14 protein-coding genes are annotated in these 14,174 nt (G+C 46.6%); 1 reads left to right on the top strand and 13 read right to left on the bottom strand.

Annotated elements, in window-relative coordinates:
* Positions 1 to 10: 10 nt before the first annotated feature.
* The 13 genes from tolB to TW84_RS16850 form a co-directional block, all read right to left on the bottom strand.
* Positions 11 to 1,324, bottom strand: a complete 1,314-nt coding sequence (gene tolB / locus TW84_RS16910) for a Tol-Pal system beta propeller repeat protein TolB (protein WP_045976796.1) — start codon at positions 1,322 to 1,324, stop codon at positions 11 to 13.
* Between the two features lie 49 nt (positions 1,325 to 1,373).
* Complete coding sequence (tolA, locus tag TW84_RS16905) at positions 1,374 to 2,405, bottom strand: cell envelope integrity protein TolA (protein WP_045976795.1); 1,032 nt, start codon at positions 2,403 to 2,405, stop codon at positions 1,374 to 1,376.
* A gap of 13 nt (positions 2,406 to 2,418) precedes the next feature.
* Positions 2,419 to 2,862 (bottom strand): ExbD/TolR family protein, encoded by a 444-nt coding sequence (locus tag TW84_RS16900; protein ID WP_045976794.1) that lies wholly within the window; start codon positions 2,860 to 2,862, stop codon positions 2,419 to 2,421.
* 5 nt (positions 2,863 to 2,867) lie between these two features.
* A complete protein-coding gene (gene tolQ / locus TW84_RS16895; protein WP_019275754.1) occupies positions 2,868 to 3,566 on the bottom strand; it encodes a protein TolQ in 699 nt (232 codons plus the stop codon).
* Complete coding sequence (gene ybgC, locus TW84_RS16890; protein ID WP_045976793.1) at positions 3,556 to 3,975, bottom strand: tol-pal system-associated acyl-CoA thioesterase; 420 nt, start codon at positions 3,973 to 3,975, stop codon at positions 3,556 to 3,558. Before ybgC ends, tolQ begins: the two co-directional genes overlap by 11 nt.
* 165 nt (positions 3,976 to 4,140) lie before the next feature.
* On the bottom strand, positions 4,141 to 4,443 hold the full coding sequence (gene ybgE / locus TW84_RS16885) for a cyd operon protein YbgE (RefSeq protein ID WP_045976792.1): 303 nt from the start codon (positions 4,441 to 4,443) through the stop codon (positions 4,141 to 4,143).
* Positions 4,436 to 4,543 carry a cytochrome bd-I oxidase subunit CydX gene (gene cydX, locus TW84_RS23870; protein WP_000270284.1) on the bottom strand — a complete coding sequence of 36 codons (108 nt, stop codon included), beginning with the start codon at positions 4,541 to 4,543 and terminating at the stop codon, positions 4,436 to 4,438. The genes ybgE and cydX overlap by 8 nt, the downstream gene beginning before the upstream one ends.
* Before the next feature lie 12 nt (positions 4,544 to 4,555).
* Complete coding sequence (gene cydB, locus TW84_RS16875) at positions 4,556 to 5,692, bottom strand: cytochrome d ubiquinol oxidase subunit II (protein ID WP_045976791.1); 1,137 nt, start codon at positions 5,690 to 5,692, stop codon at positions 4,556 to 4,558.
* A gap of 15 nt (positions 5,693 to 5,707) precedes the next feature.
* Positions 5,708 to 7,294: a cytochrome ubiquinol oxidase subunit I gene (gene cydA, locus TW84_RS16870; RefSeq protein ID WP_045976790.1), complete on the bottom strand. Its 1,587-nt coding sequence runs from the start codon at positions 7,292 to 7,294 to the stop codon at positions 5,708 to 5,710.
* Between the two features lie 458 nt (positions 7,295 to 7,752).
* Positions 7,753 to 8,757 carry a Holliday junction branch migration DNA helicase RuvB gene (gene ruvB, locus TW84_RS16865; RefSeq protein ID WP_045976789.1) on the bottom strand — a complete coding sequence of 335 codons (1,005 nt, stop codon included), beginning with the start codon at positions 8,755 to 8,757 and terminating at the stop codon, positions 7,753 to 7,755.
* Positions 8,758 to 8,777: 20 nt separating this feature from the next.
* Positions 8,778 to 9,395: a Holliday junction branch migration protein RuvA gene (ruvA, locus tag TW84_RS16860; protein WP_045976839.1), complete on the bottom strand. Its 618-nt coding sequence runs from the start codon at positions 9,393 to 9,395 to the stop codon at positions 8,778 to 8,780.
* A gap of 227 nt (positions 9,396 to 9,622) precedes the next feature.
* Positions 9,623 to 10,144 (bottom strand): crossover junction endodeoxyribonuclease RuvC, encoded by a 522-nt coding sequence (ruvC, locus tag TW84_RS16855; RefSeq protein WP_006962853.1) that lies wholly within the window; start codon positions 10,142 to 10,144, stop codon positions 9,623 to 9,625.
* A 57-nt stretch (positions 10,145 to 10,201) separates the two neighbouring features.
* A complete protein-coding gene (locus TW84_RS16850; RefSeq protein WP_045976788.1) occupies positions 10,202 to 11,950 on the bottom strand; it encodes a glycoside hydrolase family 36 protein in 1,749 nt (582 codons plus the stop codon).
* Between the two features lie 469 nt (positions 11,951 to 12,419).
* On the opposite strand from TW84_RS16850, the gene TW84_RS16840 reads away from it, so the two are divergent.
* Positions 12,420 to 14,123: a protein adenylyltransferase SelO family protein gene (locus TW84_RS16840; RefSeq protein ID WP_045976786.1), complete on the top strand. Its 1,704-nt coding sequence runs from the start codon at positions 12,420 to 12,422 to the stop codon at positions 14,121 to 14,123.
* The last annotated feature ends 51 nt before the right edge of the window (positions 14,124 to 14,174 follow it).

Below are 14,174 nucleotides of genomic sequence, written 5' to 3'. Positions count from 1 at the left end.
TTATTACTTGCTACAAAAACGGGGACCATGCCGGAGCACGAACTCGTCCGTTTGTTGCCGGTAATCGAGCTTTAAAGCGTCCATCTATTGAAACCATTGATAATACATTGGCTTTGTTATAGATCGAGCTATAAATAACCATACCGCCATTTGGCGCGATACTCGGTGACTCATCCAGCAAAGTTTTGGTCAAAACCTGAACGGCACCCGTTTCAAGATCTTGCTTCGCCAGATTGAAACCCGAATTAGTACGATTGACCATTACTAGGAATCGTCCATCAGGCGTGATCTGTCCACCTAAGTTCTGACGACCCTGCCAGGTCAGGCGGTTGGTAGAACCACTTGCCAAATCTACTTGATAAATTTGAGGTTTACCACCCCGATCCGAGGTAAAGATTAATGATTTACCATCAGGATGCCAGAATGGTTCCGTATTATTTGATCTACCGCGTGTTATTTGTGTCAACTTACGGGTTTTGAGATCTAATGTATAAACTTGTAGGCTACCTGTTTTCGATAACACTAAGGCAAGTTTATTACCATCAGGAGAGAATCGTGGCGCACCATTATGACGAGGGTATGACGTTAGTTTTTCACGCTCACCCGTGTAGATGTTCATGATGTAGATTTCGGCTTGCCCATTTTGGAAACTCACATACGCCAACTTCTTACCGTCTGGTGACCAAGCAGGAGACATCAGGGGCTGTTTAGATCGCAAGACCAAACGTTCATTATAACCATCGTAATCGGCTACACGCAGCTGATATGGATAACTGTCTTCGTCATTCACCACAACGTAAGCAATACGAGTCAAAAAGGCACCACGCTCGCCAGTGAGTTCTTTGTATACTAAATCTGAAATTCGGTGAGCATATTCACGCATACGCTCCCCAGGAACGGTGGCACGTTTGCTAAAAAGTACGTGGTCTTTAGACAACACAAGTTGGCCATCAGTACTTAATGCTTTGCTTTGCCCTTGAGTCAGCTGACCTCGAATTACATCCACCAACTGGTAGTTGATGACATAATTCCCTTCCGCATTTTGCGAAATGGTCCCTGTAAGTAGCGCATCAACACCTAACCCCGTCCAAGCATCAAAGTCGATTTCACTTTCACTGTAAGGCGTTTGCGGCATTTTACTGGTCGCAACTGGGCTGAATTTACCACTACGCTGTAAGTCCGAGGCGATAATGGCTGACACATCATGAGGTAATTTAGTTGAACCTTCCCACTTAAATGGGACGATAGCGATTGGACGTGCAGAGTCAATGCCGTCTGTAATCACAAGCTCCAGCGCCGCATTGGCTACCTGAAACGTGCTCATCACTGTGAGCAAACATCCTAATACTAGTCGCTTTAACACAAGCTTTTCCTTATGACTTAGGTTCTACGGTTAAATTGATATTCTTTAACTGATTGATGACGTCTTGTTCTTTAGGTAAAGGGAAGCTTCCTACCTGTGCGACCGCTCGTCGCGTCGCCGAACATAGTCGATTATCACCATCAAGCACGCTTAGGTTACCAACAATGGCCCCAGCACCTGTGGGAATCAGGCGCAGGTTAACCCGGCATGACTTTCCCCTGAAACTGTCCTCCAGTAGCAGGTTCTGCTGGATCAATTGGATATAAATAGCGCCGAATCGATCAGCTTCACTATTCACATGTTGCTGTCTCGCAGAGATATTTTGCGCTGCTTCTGTTTCCAATCCGGAAAAGATATTATCTAAAGCGGCTTCTTGCTCTTTACGTTCGCGCTTTAAGCGCTCTAAACGCTCTTTTTCTTTGCGGGCTTTTTCAGCTGCTTCCTTCGCGGCTTTCTCTTTCGCTATACGTTGCTTCTCGGCTTTTTCAGCCGCCTCACGTTGACGACGAGCCTTTTCTTCCGCTTCTTTTGCTGCTTTTTCACGTGCAACACGTTCTTGCTCTGCTTTAGCGATGGCTGCTTCTTTCGCTTTACGCTCGGCTTCCAGTTTAGCCGCTCGTTCGCGCTCTTTCTGAGCTTGCTCTTCGGCCGCTTGGCGTTCTTTTTCTTTCTGTTGTCTCGCTTTCTCTGCTTCGCGCGCTGCTTTCGCTTCACGAGCCTGCTGTTCTTTCAGCTGACGAATACGCTCTTCTTCTGCTTTGCGGTTTTTCTCAAGCTGCTCACTTTCGCGACGTAGCTTATCCAAACGATCTTGCTCTTTCTTAGCCGCTTCTTCTCGTTGACTACGAATTTTCTGAGCTTGTTGGCGCACCAAATTGGGGTCAATCACAACCGCTTGAACCATCTGACCAGAAGGCTCTGGCTTTGACATGGTAAAGTCGGTTCCCCAAATAAGTGCCACCGCCAACAACGCATGCAAAGCAGCAGATATTGCAATCGGCTTGGTGTAATCACTCTTTTTCTTTGGTTTGGTCTCTTTCATAACCTGAGAGCGCTTATTCCTTTATGTCCGTAAGAAGCCCCACTTTGGGGATCCCAGCACGACTCAATTCATCCAGCACTAAAACGACGTCTGCATAAGGCGTCGCCGCGTCGCCACCAACTGCAACAGGTGACTCTGGCTTTAAAGACAGTTCTGCTTTGACACGTACAATCACGTCTTGCAACGAAATACCGCGTACAACCTCTTCATCGTTGACACTCAGGCCCAAATTGCCTTCACGGTCAATTTCAACGATGATGAAGCTTGAATCACTATCGCCTGCAAGCTCTGATGCTGGTTTCGCCGTGGCTGTTTTAGGTAACTCAACATCCACGCCCTGCGTTACAAAAGGCGACGTCACCATAAAGATGATTAACAGCACAAGCATAACGTCGATGTAAGGCACAACGTTAATCTCTGCGGTCATCTTGCGTTTTTTAGGTTGATAGCCTGCCATATCCGTTAATCTCTGTTGGCGGAATCACGTCCAGCCATCGCTTGACGGTGCAGGATGCTGTGGAATTCTTCTGAGAATGTGGCGTAGTTGTGTTCCAACTTACCCACTTTATTGCTCAATCGGTTGTAAGCCATAACCGCGGGAATCGCAGCAAACAGCCCCATTGCGGTCGCAACCAGTGCTTCAGCGATCCCTGGGGCAACCATAGCAAGGGTCGCCTGCTTGACTTCACCCAATGCAATAAAGGCATGCATAATGCCCCAAACCGTACCAAATAGGCCGATATAAGGACTGATTGATCCAACAGTCGCAAGGAACGGCAGGTTAGTTTCAAGCTCATCAACCTCACGTGCAACAGCAACACGCATGGCACGACCTGTGCCTTCCATGATGAAGTCCGGCGAATCAGCGTTGGATTTTCTTAGGCGAGCAAACTCAGTGAAACCTGAATAGAAAATTTCTTCGGTTCCTGCCAGTTCGTCTTTGCGCTTTTTAGCGTTTTGATAAAGAACGGAAAGATCAGTGCCTGACCAAAACTTATCCTCGAAGGTTTCAGCGCCTTTCGCCGCTTGGGATAGCACTTTACTGCGTTTAATGATCATTGCCCATGAAACGATCGACATACCTAACAAGGTCAACATCACCATTTTTACGAGCAGGCTTGCTTGCAAAAACAGGTCAAGCATTGAAATATCAGCGGTCACTGTGAGTAAACTCCATAACTATTGATTGAGGGATCGCTTTTGGCCTCATTTTGTTATTATCGATGCATGCTACCTTAACCATTGCTTTACACAATGTTTTACCTGCAGGATTTACGATCTCCTGACAGAAAATAAGGGTGGCTTTCTTAATCTCTGCAACCGATGTCTTAACCGTTAGACGGTCTTCAAGACGCGCGCCTTGCAGAAAATCGATGTCCATATGTCGGACTACGAAACCAATGTTTTGTTCCAAAAGAGTCGATTGAGAAACGCCAATACTGGTCAGACACTCCGAACGACCACGCTCAAAATATTTAAGGTAGTTGGCGTGATAGACCACACCTCCCACATCAGTATCTTCATAATAAACGGTGACAGGCAGCTCAAATACAGCACGTTCGTTTTGCAAACCAAACCCTTTCTAACAATTGAGGTGCTTTACTATAACGCAACTCGTTGCCCTTTATGCAAGGGTTAATGTAGGTTTTCAAAGATTGAAACAAAAAAATAGCGCCAACTATCAAGCAGTGGCGCTATTGTGACTAATAAGTGGATAATTTTCAGTCAGTTCAAATTATAAAACTCGTACTAGAGTTAGATAAATTAGAATCATTAGAGAAAAATAGGGACTGAATAATACCTGCCAATACCAATTTCTTGGTTGGAAGCTCAAGCCAAAGATCATGCTGGAACAAATAGCCCAAATCATTAGCGGTGAGATTAGGGCATTAAAACCACCAATCGATGCAGAGTATTGCTCAGGGTCCCACATCACCATAGCGACATGATAAAAACCAAGGATCAGGGATAAGGCTCGAAACAGAGCCTTATCCATTGGCGCATGTAGCTTAGCGACCTGCTCAGTGAGTTTACTCACTATCTTTATCCATCATTTCCGAATGCTCTAACCAAAGCGCGTTGATGATACCGAATGCACAAGCAAGTAGTACACCTAGAATCCATGCGAAATACCACATAGTAATTGCTCCTTAGTAAAGTGAGTTTTTGTTGTCTTCAATGAACTTATTGTCCAGACGGCCAAACATTTTATAGTAAGTCCAAATGGTGTAAGCCAAGATAATTGGCACCATAATGAAGGCGACGCCTGTCATCAGGTTCAAGGTCAGCTCAGATGACGTTGCATCCCACATGGTCAAGCTATGATTAGGCATCAAATCAGAAGGCATGATGAATGGGAACATCGCCAAACCCGCTGTAAAAATAATACCCGCATTGCCAAGGCTTGAAGCAAAGAAGGCGATGCCACCACGCTCCAGACGTGACGCCAGTACAGTCACAAGAGACATCACGACACCCAATACTGGAGCAATCCACATCAATGGGTATTGTTCAAAGTTGTTCATCCAAGCACCCGCTTCACGAACCACTTCTTTGGCAAGTGGGTTTGACGCTCCGTTATGGTCAATCGCACTGGTAATCACATAACCGTCAATGCTCTGGATCCAGAAACCGGCAGCAACGAAAGTCGCCACGGTTAATAAGCCCATGATTTGTGCAACACTGCGTGAGCGATCGTGCACTTCGTCAGTAGTCTTCATCTGAAGCCAAGTAGCCCCTTGCATAAGAATCATGAGCAAGCTGACTAGGCCACATAACAATGCGAACGGGTTTAACAAACCAAAGAATGAACCGTGATACGTTGGCATCAAAAATTCAGTCAACTGGAAGGGCACACCTTGCAGTAGGTTACCAAACGCCACACCAAAGATGATAGGCGGAACAAAGCCACTGATAGAAATACAGATATCCCAAGTTTGACGCCACTTCGTATCTTCAATCTTTGAGCGGTAAGAGAGGCCTAGGGGTCTCAACCATAACGCCGCTAGCGTCAAAATCATCGCCAGATAAAACCCTGAGAAAGACGTCGCATAAACTAAAGGCCATGCAGCAAATAGAGCACCACCCGCTGTCACCAACCAAACTTGGTTGCCTTCCCAGTGTGGGGCGATCGAGTTGATCATCACACGACGTTCCGTGTCATTTTTTCCGATGACAGGTACTAGCGCGCCAACACCCATATCGAAGCCATCAGTCACTGCGAAGCCTACCAGGAGAACACCGATCAGAACCCACCAGATAAGTCGCAAGATTTCGTATTCAAACATAAGTTTCTCCTTGCTTTACGCGTCTACTTGACGACTAACTTTGTCTTCAACAGAGTCAGCGTTTTGCTCAAAGTGGTAACGACCTGTCTTCAGGCTGCTAGGACCTTTGCGAGCAAATTTCACCATCAAGTACACTTCTGCAATCAGGAAGACGGTATATAGCGCCAAGATTGCAAACAGTGATGTCCAAATTTCTCCCGCTGTGAGTGCCGATGCGGCCACATTGACAGGTAGAATTTCACCGACTGCCCATGGCTGGCGACCAAATTCAGCCACAAACCAACCCGCTTCGATAGCAATCCAAGGCAGTGGAATGCTCAGCAACGCGGCTTTTAATACCCATGGTTTTTGCTCGATCTTCTGGCGACAAGTCTGGATAAATGCAGCACCGAATACAAACAGCATGATAAAGCCACACGCCACCATGATTCGGAACGAGAAGAATAGAGGCCAAACCGTTGGAATGGAGTCATCGGCCGCCGCTTGGATTTGATCTTCGGTCGCATCAACAACCTTGTCTGTGTAACGCTTCAGAAGTAGGCCATACCCTAAGTCACCTTTCACTTCATCAAACGCCGCCATGTTTTCTTCTGACTTATCGCCTGAACGAAGTTTTTCAAGCAGTTCATAGGCATACATGCCCGTGCGGATGCGTTCAACGTGCTCGTCTCGAAGATCACGTAAACCTGTTACCTGCTCATCCAGCGAACGCGTCGCAATGATACCCATAACATACGGGATCTTAATCGCGTAATCGGTATGCATGGTTTCCTGATTTGGGATACCAAATAGAGTGAACGCAGCAGGTGCTGGCTCGGTATGCCATTCGGCTTCTACTGCTGCCAGTTTTACTTTCTGCACTTCACCGAGTTCATAACCAGATTCATCACCGAGCACGATTACAGACAGAATTGCCGCCATACCAAAAGAGGCAGCGATGGCGAATGAACGACGAGCGAAAGCGATGTCACGACCTTTTAGTAGGTAGTAAGAACTGATGCCAAGAATAAACATCGCGCCTGTCGTATAACCAGAAGCTACCGTGTGTACGAATTTCACCTGAGCAACCGGGTTAAGTACTACCTCGGCAAAGCTCACCATTTCCATTCGCATGGTTTCAAAGTTGAATTCTGCGCCAACTGGATTTTGCATCCAACCATTCGCCACCAAAATCCACAGTGCCGAGAAGTTAGAACCTAAGGCAACCAACCATGTTACGACCAAGTGCTGTCGTTTAGTCAGTCGGTCCCAGCCGAAGAAGAAAAGACCAACAAAAGTGGACTCAAGGAAGAAGGCAACCAGTGCTTCAATGGCCAACGGCGCACCGAATATGTCCCCAACATAATGAGAATAATAAGACCAGTTAGTACCAAATTGGAACTCCATGGTCAGGCCGGTGGCTACACCAAGTACGAAGTTAATACCGAAAAGCTTACCCCAGAACTTTGTCATGTCCTTGTAGATTTGCTTGTCAGTCATTACGTACAGAGATTCCATGATGGCGAGAAGGAAAGCCATACCCAGAGTCAATGGTACGAAGAGGAAGTGATACATCGCAGTGAGCGCAAACTGCAACCGCGACAGATCGACTACATCAATCATGTTTACTCCTATGTGTCGGCTGAAGACACTTTCTACATTTATGCATCGTAAATAGGCGTTAAGCCAACTTAGATAATGTTGCTAAAGAACAGTATGTTGTTGCAAAAATGTACCGTAACGGTTAGTTAATTGTTAAGCATCAGCTAATATAGCTGGCGCTAATGCTACTCCTAAAAACAGTCCGTTTCAAAAAGTTTATATTTAGGCTTCGCTTTGATTTAAATCAAATTTTACGCGGCCTTTTTGGCCAAAAAAGCATCACATTGATCTCCATCAACAGTTTAAGCGAGCTTTTGTTAATTTGGCGTTATTTGCGAGGTTCAACAAGGTATTTATGCAAAACAAGCGCTTAACAACTCACGTATTTTAGTTACCTATTTGGCACTATCTAGATCTCATTATTGTGATCAAGATCACCAATAATAAAAGACCAGCTCGTTTGAGCTGGTCCTGAAAACTTATTTTTCAATTCCGAAATGAAGATAGGCCCTATCGGTCGCAATCCGGCCTCTCGGTGTCCGTTGCAGATAGCCTTGTTGTATCAGATACGGCTCAAGGACATCTTCAATGGTGTCCTTCTCCTCGCCAATGGCAGCGGCCATATTGTCCAATCCAACCGGCCCTCCTCCGAACTTCTCCATGATCGCTAACAGCAACTTACGGTCCATGTAATCGAAGCCCTGTGCGTCGACATCCAACATATTGAGGGCTTTATCTGCAATATCGGCACATATGTGACCATTGCCTTTTACTTCTGCGTAATCACGCACTCGACGCAGTAAACGGTTGGCAATACGCGGTGTGCCACGAGCACGCCTTGCAACTTCAAGTGCGCCTTCACTTTCCATCGACAAGCCAAGGCAATCAGCACTACGCTGAACAATATGTTGCAGATCAGCAATTTTGTAGTACTCGAGACGCTGAGTAATACCAAAACGATCACGAAGTGGTGAGGTCAGTGAGCCCGCTCGTGTGGTAGCGCCGATTAAAGTAAAGGGGGGTAAATCAATTTTGATAGAACGCGCAGCAGGACCTTCACCAATCATAATATCGAGTTGGTAATCTTCCATCGCCGGATACAACACCTCTTCAACCATCGGGCTCAGACGGTGAATTTCATCAATAAACAATACGTCGTTTTCTTCGAGGTTGGTCAGAAGCGCGGCCAAGTCTCCCGCTTTTTCCAACACAGGACCCGATGTCGTGCGAATGTTTACGCCCATTTCATTAGCAACAATATTCGCCAATGTGGTCTTGCCCAAACCAGGAGGACCAAATATCAACAAGTGGTCCAATGCTTCTTCACGTAAGTTGGCCGCCTTGATGAAAATCTCCATCTGATCACGAACGTGATCTTGTCCTTGATAATCCGCCAGTTTTTTCGGGCGGATTGCCCTGTCGATCACGTCTTCTTCTTTATAAACCGCATTTTCTGGCGCGATTAGACGATCCGCTTCTATCATTTACCGTTCCTAGTCGTCACTTAAACCATGGACTTCAGTGCTTCGCGGATCAGCTCTTCGCTGCTCATATCCGCGGTTTTGACCTGAGACACTACTTTAGAAGCTTGCGTCGGTTTATAGCCAAGTGCAAGTAATGCGCTGATTGCTTCTTCTTCGGCGTTCGCTTGATTTGCCTGAGGCGCTGAATCGACGGGCGCCGCATCGGTATGTGGTGTGAACAAATCACCCGCTCCCCAACCTTTAAGACGGTCTTTCATCTCAACGACTAGACGCTCTGCGGTTTTCTTGCCTACGCCTGGCAATTTGACCAGTGTAGAAATGTCTTCACGTTCGACACAAGAAACAAACTGACTGGCTGTCATACCTGATAATATACCTAGACCCAGTTTCGGGCCGACACCGTTGGCTTTAATCACTTCGCGAAACAGGGCGCGTTCTTTAACGGTATTGAAGCCATACAGCAACTGAGCATCTTCGCGAACAACAAAATGCGTGTAGATGATTGCTTCTTCACCAATATTAGGCAATTCGTAAAAACAGCTCATCGGCATCTGAACTTCATAGCCAATACCATTTACTTCAATCAACAATTCTGGGGGTTGCTTTTCAAGCAGAATGCCACGCAAACGTCCAATCACACTCAATACTCTTTGGAAATGAATTTGCGACAGGATAATAAAGAACTGGATAGACATCCAGTTCTTTATAATGTGTGACTAGATTTTTGAGACCATCAGAGCAGGCTGAAATGTGAGAGTAGGTACTGTTTCGACCTGTCCGTTTAACTGGCAATATTCACTGCCAGTAGTGGGGCTGTTCCGCGACCGACGTGCGAATGAGCCTCTTTATTACTTTGCTCCTGCAATCAGCGATAACGCCCTCGCCTTGCGCTGGTTGCTTTGCCAGCGAGCGCCACTAACGTTTTATTAGTGTTTGCATGACAGATTGCCACACCTAGGGCATCAGCCGCGTCCGCCTGTGGCTTGGCAGGGAGTTTGAGCATTGACTGCACCATATGCTGGACCTGCTCTTTATCTGCCCCACCAGTGCCAACCACCGCCTGTTTGATTAATCGAGCTGCGTATTCGTATACAGGGAGATCAGCATTGACCGCGGCGACAATTGCGCTGCCGCGAGCTTGACCAAGTTTTAGGGCTGAGTCTGCATTGCGCGCCATAAACACTTGCTCAATGGCAAACACATCCGGTTGAAACTGAGTAATGATTTCGGTTACACCAGCGTAGATTTGCTTCAGGCGACCGGGTAGTTCTTTTTCTGATGTTCGAATACAGCCACTGCCCAAATAGTGAAGGTGGCGTCCGGTCTGACGGATCACGCCATACCCAGTGATGCGGGAGCCTGGGTCAATACCCAAGATGATTGACATAGTGCTTCAGAAACCTATTCGTTGAGATAGCGCGTATCTTAGCTTACCCCAAAGCCTTTAGCGAGGTTTCAACGCGGTCACTACCGCTCGGCTTGACAAGCCGGCGTCCAAAGTGACTTCGATCACCGTTGTACGCTCATGACTGAGCTTGTCACCGCTCCAGTAATCATACCAATACACTGGACAGTGCGACGTCAGAGTGACTTCTCGTGCTGGTTGGTGAAAGTTAAATAAGCAATGTAATTCGTTTTGTTCCGTCATGGGCAAGTAAGCATGATGCAGACTGAGTGACGTGAATTGAGCGGCATCTTGGTTATGTTTATGACGGACAAACAAGCGCGAAAGGGTACGCTGTGCAAAGGGGGTCATCTCTGGCAGCGGGTCTCCAGATAACAACATTCCTCCTATGGCCAGTAACACATCACGATGAAATTCGTAGTAACGTCGCTCTGTCGCCTGATTGGGTAATGAGACTAATGTGGCACAATCCGGGTCAACCATCCACAGCCTTCGATGCTGCCAACTGCGATAAAAGCTTTCTTTTGCGATCTGCTCAAAGCGTCGCTCGTCTCGCTCCACATCGTCTGACACTCGCATGGCATCAACAAGTCCTAGCGATGGCCACATTGGCGCATTGCAACCGAGAATTAAGGCTTCACCAGCTCCTTCAGCAATTGCTTCCATACCGAGTCGATACGCTTCTACCCCGGTGATACCACTTTGAGCTCGACGTCCTTTTAGTGTCCCCCAGTAATTGGCATCGAGCTTAAATAGCTCAATGCCCCATTCTTCACGCATTGTTCTGACGACGTTTGTCAGATGCTCCTGAACATCGACGTTTGACGTATCTAAAATGTACCACGGTGTACAACGCCAGCCTGCATAAGTGACGTCTTCGGCCTTGAGTAACGATCCATCTTCGTGAGTCACGAACCAGTCTTGATGCTGCTTAAACAGGTCCGATTCTGGCTGAGCAATGAAGGGGGCTAGCCATATCGCCGGCTTTTTACCTTGAAGGGTGATTTCTTTGATCAGTGCTTTCACACCGGAAGGGAATTTGTCTGAAGGCGTCAACCAGTCTCCCATGAAAGCTTGATAGCCATCATCCAACAACACATAGTCGAGCGACTCCAGCTCACCCTTCATGTGCTTAATATTGTCGAGGACATGACTTTGCGTGACCTCAGCATAGTAAGCGTACCAAGAACACCAGCCAATTGGCGCCGTTTTATTTACGCCAGCTCTTGGTGGATGATGATGCGAAATCAATTGGGCATATTCAGAAAAGAGGTTTGATAGGTTTTCCCCCTGCAGTACCACAACAGATTCAAGCTGATTAGAGGCCCACTCTAGTGGATAGGTGTCTTCACCATCGATGCAGATCTTCAACCAATTATGGTTTTCCAGATCTACTACTTCGAAATAGCCTGCAAAACGATGGCAAGAGGTAAAACCAAATAAGGTGTAGCCCAAGGCATCCTCAACTACTAGATAGTTATAATACCGCTTTGAGCCTGTCGAAGAATAAATGCGATAACTTGCAGAGTTGTCTGGGCAACGACCAATGTCGATAGGGTTATCGACTGTGCCTGTCGTTTGGGCAAGCATCTGAAAGCCATCTCCTAATAGAACGGCACTTTCTTCGAAAGCAAATTCAGTAATTGCCAGAACATAGCGACCACGGATACGATCATTGTTCAAACCTTGATAGCTGAACGTGATCTCATTGTGATGGATATCGGCATGCAAATTGATGTCTCTAACCCTCAGAGTACGACCATTTTCCAGCCTGACTGAAAACGACATAAAGAACTCCCCAGATCGATGAAATTTGCTTTGCCCTTGTTCAAATTAGAGCACTAGGTTTTTTTATTGTCCAATCACTAACTTAGGTATTATTGGCCTGGATCACGAATTGCTTGTGTCCCATTTAGAATAATTATATGAAATGGCGTTTGAATGCCTGCTTGTACAAAGCAGAATCAGGATTAAATCAGAGGTAGATCTTCTAAAAGCAACAACGAATGAAATAGTATTAAATGATCAGATTAAGCTTGGTCTGACAACAATACAGCGTCTAACTTCAGAGGGCGAAAAGACCATGGACTATTGCGAGCCTCTCCTACTTTCATCCAACTTATATGAGAGCTTCATTTGAAAACGGCCAGCCAATTAACTCGCCAATCAAACTTTAACCGCTCTCTATTGATGTCTTTTCTTCATTACCAACGTAAGATTGCTGATAGAAACTACTGCCGTCAGGAATGATAAAAAAATGACTAAACAAAAAGGGATGAAAGGCCCAGTAGAGATTGATAACTTGACCCAGCTTGCTCAGGCCTGTGACTATTCTTTGCTCGACACGCTGATTTGCGACCCAGATGCGACGAATGATGGTGAAGACCACCTCCCAAGGCAGGTGTTTTCAGGCCATTTTGTACCAGTAAAACCGACGCCCATTTCTGACCCGATTTATGTCAGCCATAGTCACCGTTTTTTTAAACAATTGGGGTTACATGACGACCTTGCACTGACCGAAGAGTTTAAACAGCTATTTTCTGGCGATGTGAGCCAGGTACCCACTCCCATGCGCAGCACGGGCTGGGCGACAGGTTACGCGTTGTCTATCTTTGGTAACGAATATACAGATCAGTGCCCATTTAGAACAGGCAATGGCTACGGTGATGGACGTGCTATCTCTGTCTTTGAAGGCGTGCTCAACCACCAGCGTTGGGAAATGCAGTTAAAAGGCGGAGGCCCAACGCCATACTGCCGCGGTGCCGATGGCAGAGCGGTTTTGCGTTCAAGCGTCCGCGAGTTCCTTGCTCAAGAACACATGCATGCACTTGGTATTGCTTCATCACGATCATTGAGCTTGTTTGTATCACAATCTGAAACGGTTGATCGTCCATGGTATCGTGAAGGCTCTCGCTCTCAGGATCCGGATATCATGGTCTCTAACCCTGTCGCGATCTCAACTCGCGTCGCACCGTCTTTCTTACGTGTCGGTCAACTCGAACTATTTGGACGCCGTGCACGTAGTCAGGAGCATCCTAATGCTATCGCTGAGCTGGAGATGATGGCTTTACACATGATTGATCGAGAGTATGGCGATACTATCGAAGCTCATCTTCCTTTAACTGACAAAGCACTCCGGTTAGCCATCGAGTTTCGCGAACGGCTCACTACATTAGTGACTCACTGGCTACGTGTCGGTTACTGTCAGGGCAACTTTAACAGTGACAACTGTGCAGTAGGCGGATTCACCTTAGATTATGGTCCTTTCGGCTTTTGTGAACGCTTTGAACCTTATTTTCAACCTTGGACAGGTGGTGGCCGCCATTTTGCTTTCTTTAACCAACCATTGGCGGCCGAAAAGAACTTTGACTCTTTCTGCTCCGCGTTAGAACTTCTTCTGCAGTCTTCGCCGGAGCTCATCAAGCAATTGGATGAGATTCGCGATGGTTTCTCTTCTCTTATGCAAGAAAAAGTTACTCAGATGTGGGCGGACAAATTGGGGCTCGATACCTTTGACGCTCCGCTGTTTAATTCGCTACTCACTTTGATGATGAAGACCCATGTCGATTACACCATGTTCTTCCGCGAGCTCTGCAACATTCCAGAGGACGTCTCTGGCATTGCCAAAAGCTTTTACGCAGAGCCTGATGAATCATTGGCAAACGAGTGGCATCAGTGGTTAACCTCATGGCGTGAGTCATTGAATGTTGCAAAAGGTATCGAGGTTATTCGTCGTGAGATGAGGCAAGTCAATCCCAAATACACTTGGCGCGAGTGGCTTGTTGTCCCGGCCTATGAACAAGCTAGACTCGGAGATTTTGGCTTGATCCATGAGTTGCAAACGATTTTAGCGGATCCATATGGCGAGCAATCCATAGAGGTCGAGGAGAAATACTACAGACTCAGACCATTGGAGTATTTCTCTGCAGGCGGTGTTTCTCATTACAGCTGCTCTTCTTAGCGACCACTTCACCCCTTGAGTTACTCAAACCACTAAAGACTAAAAAAACCA

This window comes from Vibrio neptunius, from assembly GCF_000967495.1.
Classification (GTDB): Bacteria; Pseudomonadota; Gammaproteobacteria; order Enterobacterales; family Vibrionaceae; genus Vibrio; species Vibrio neptunius.
Note: the sequence above shows the minus strand (reverse complement) of the source record. Positions and strands in the feature narration are given on the sequence as shown.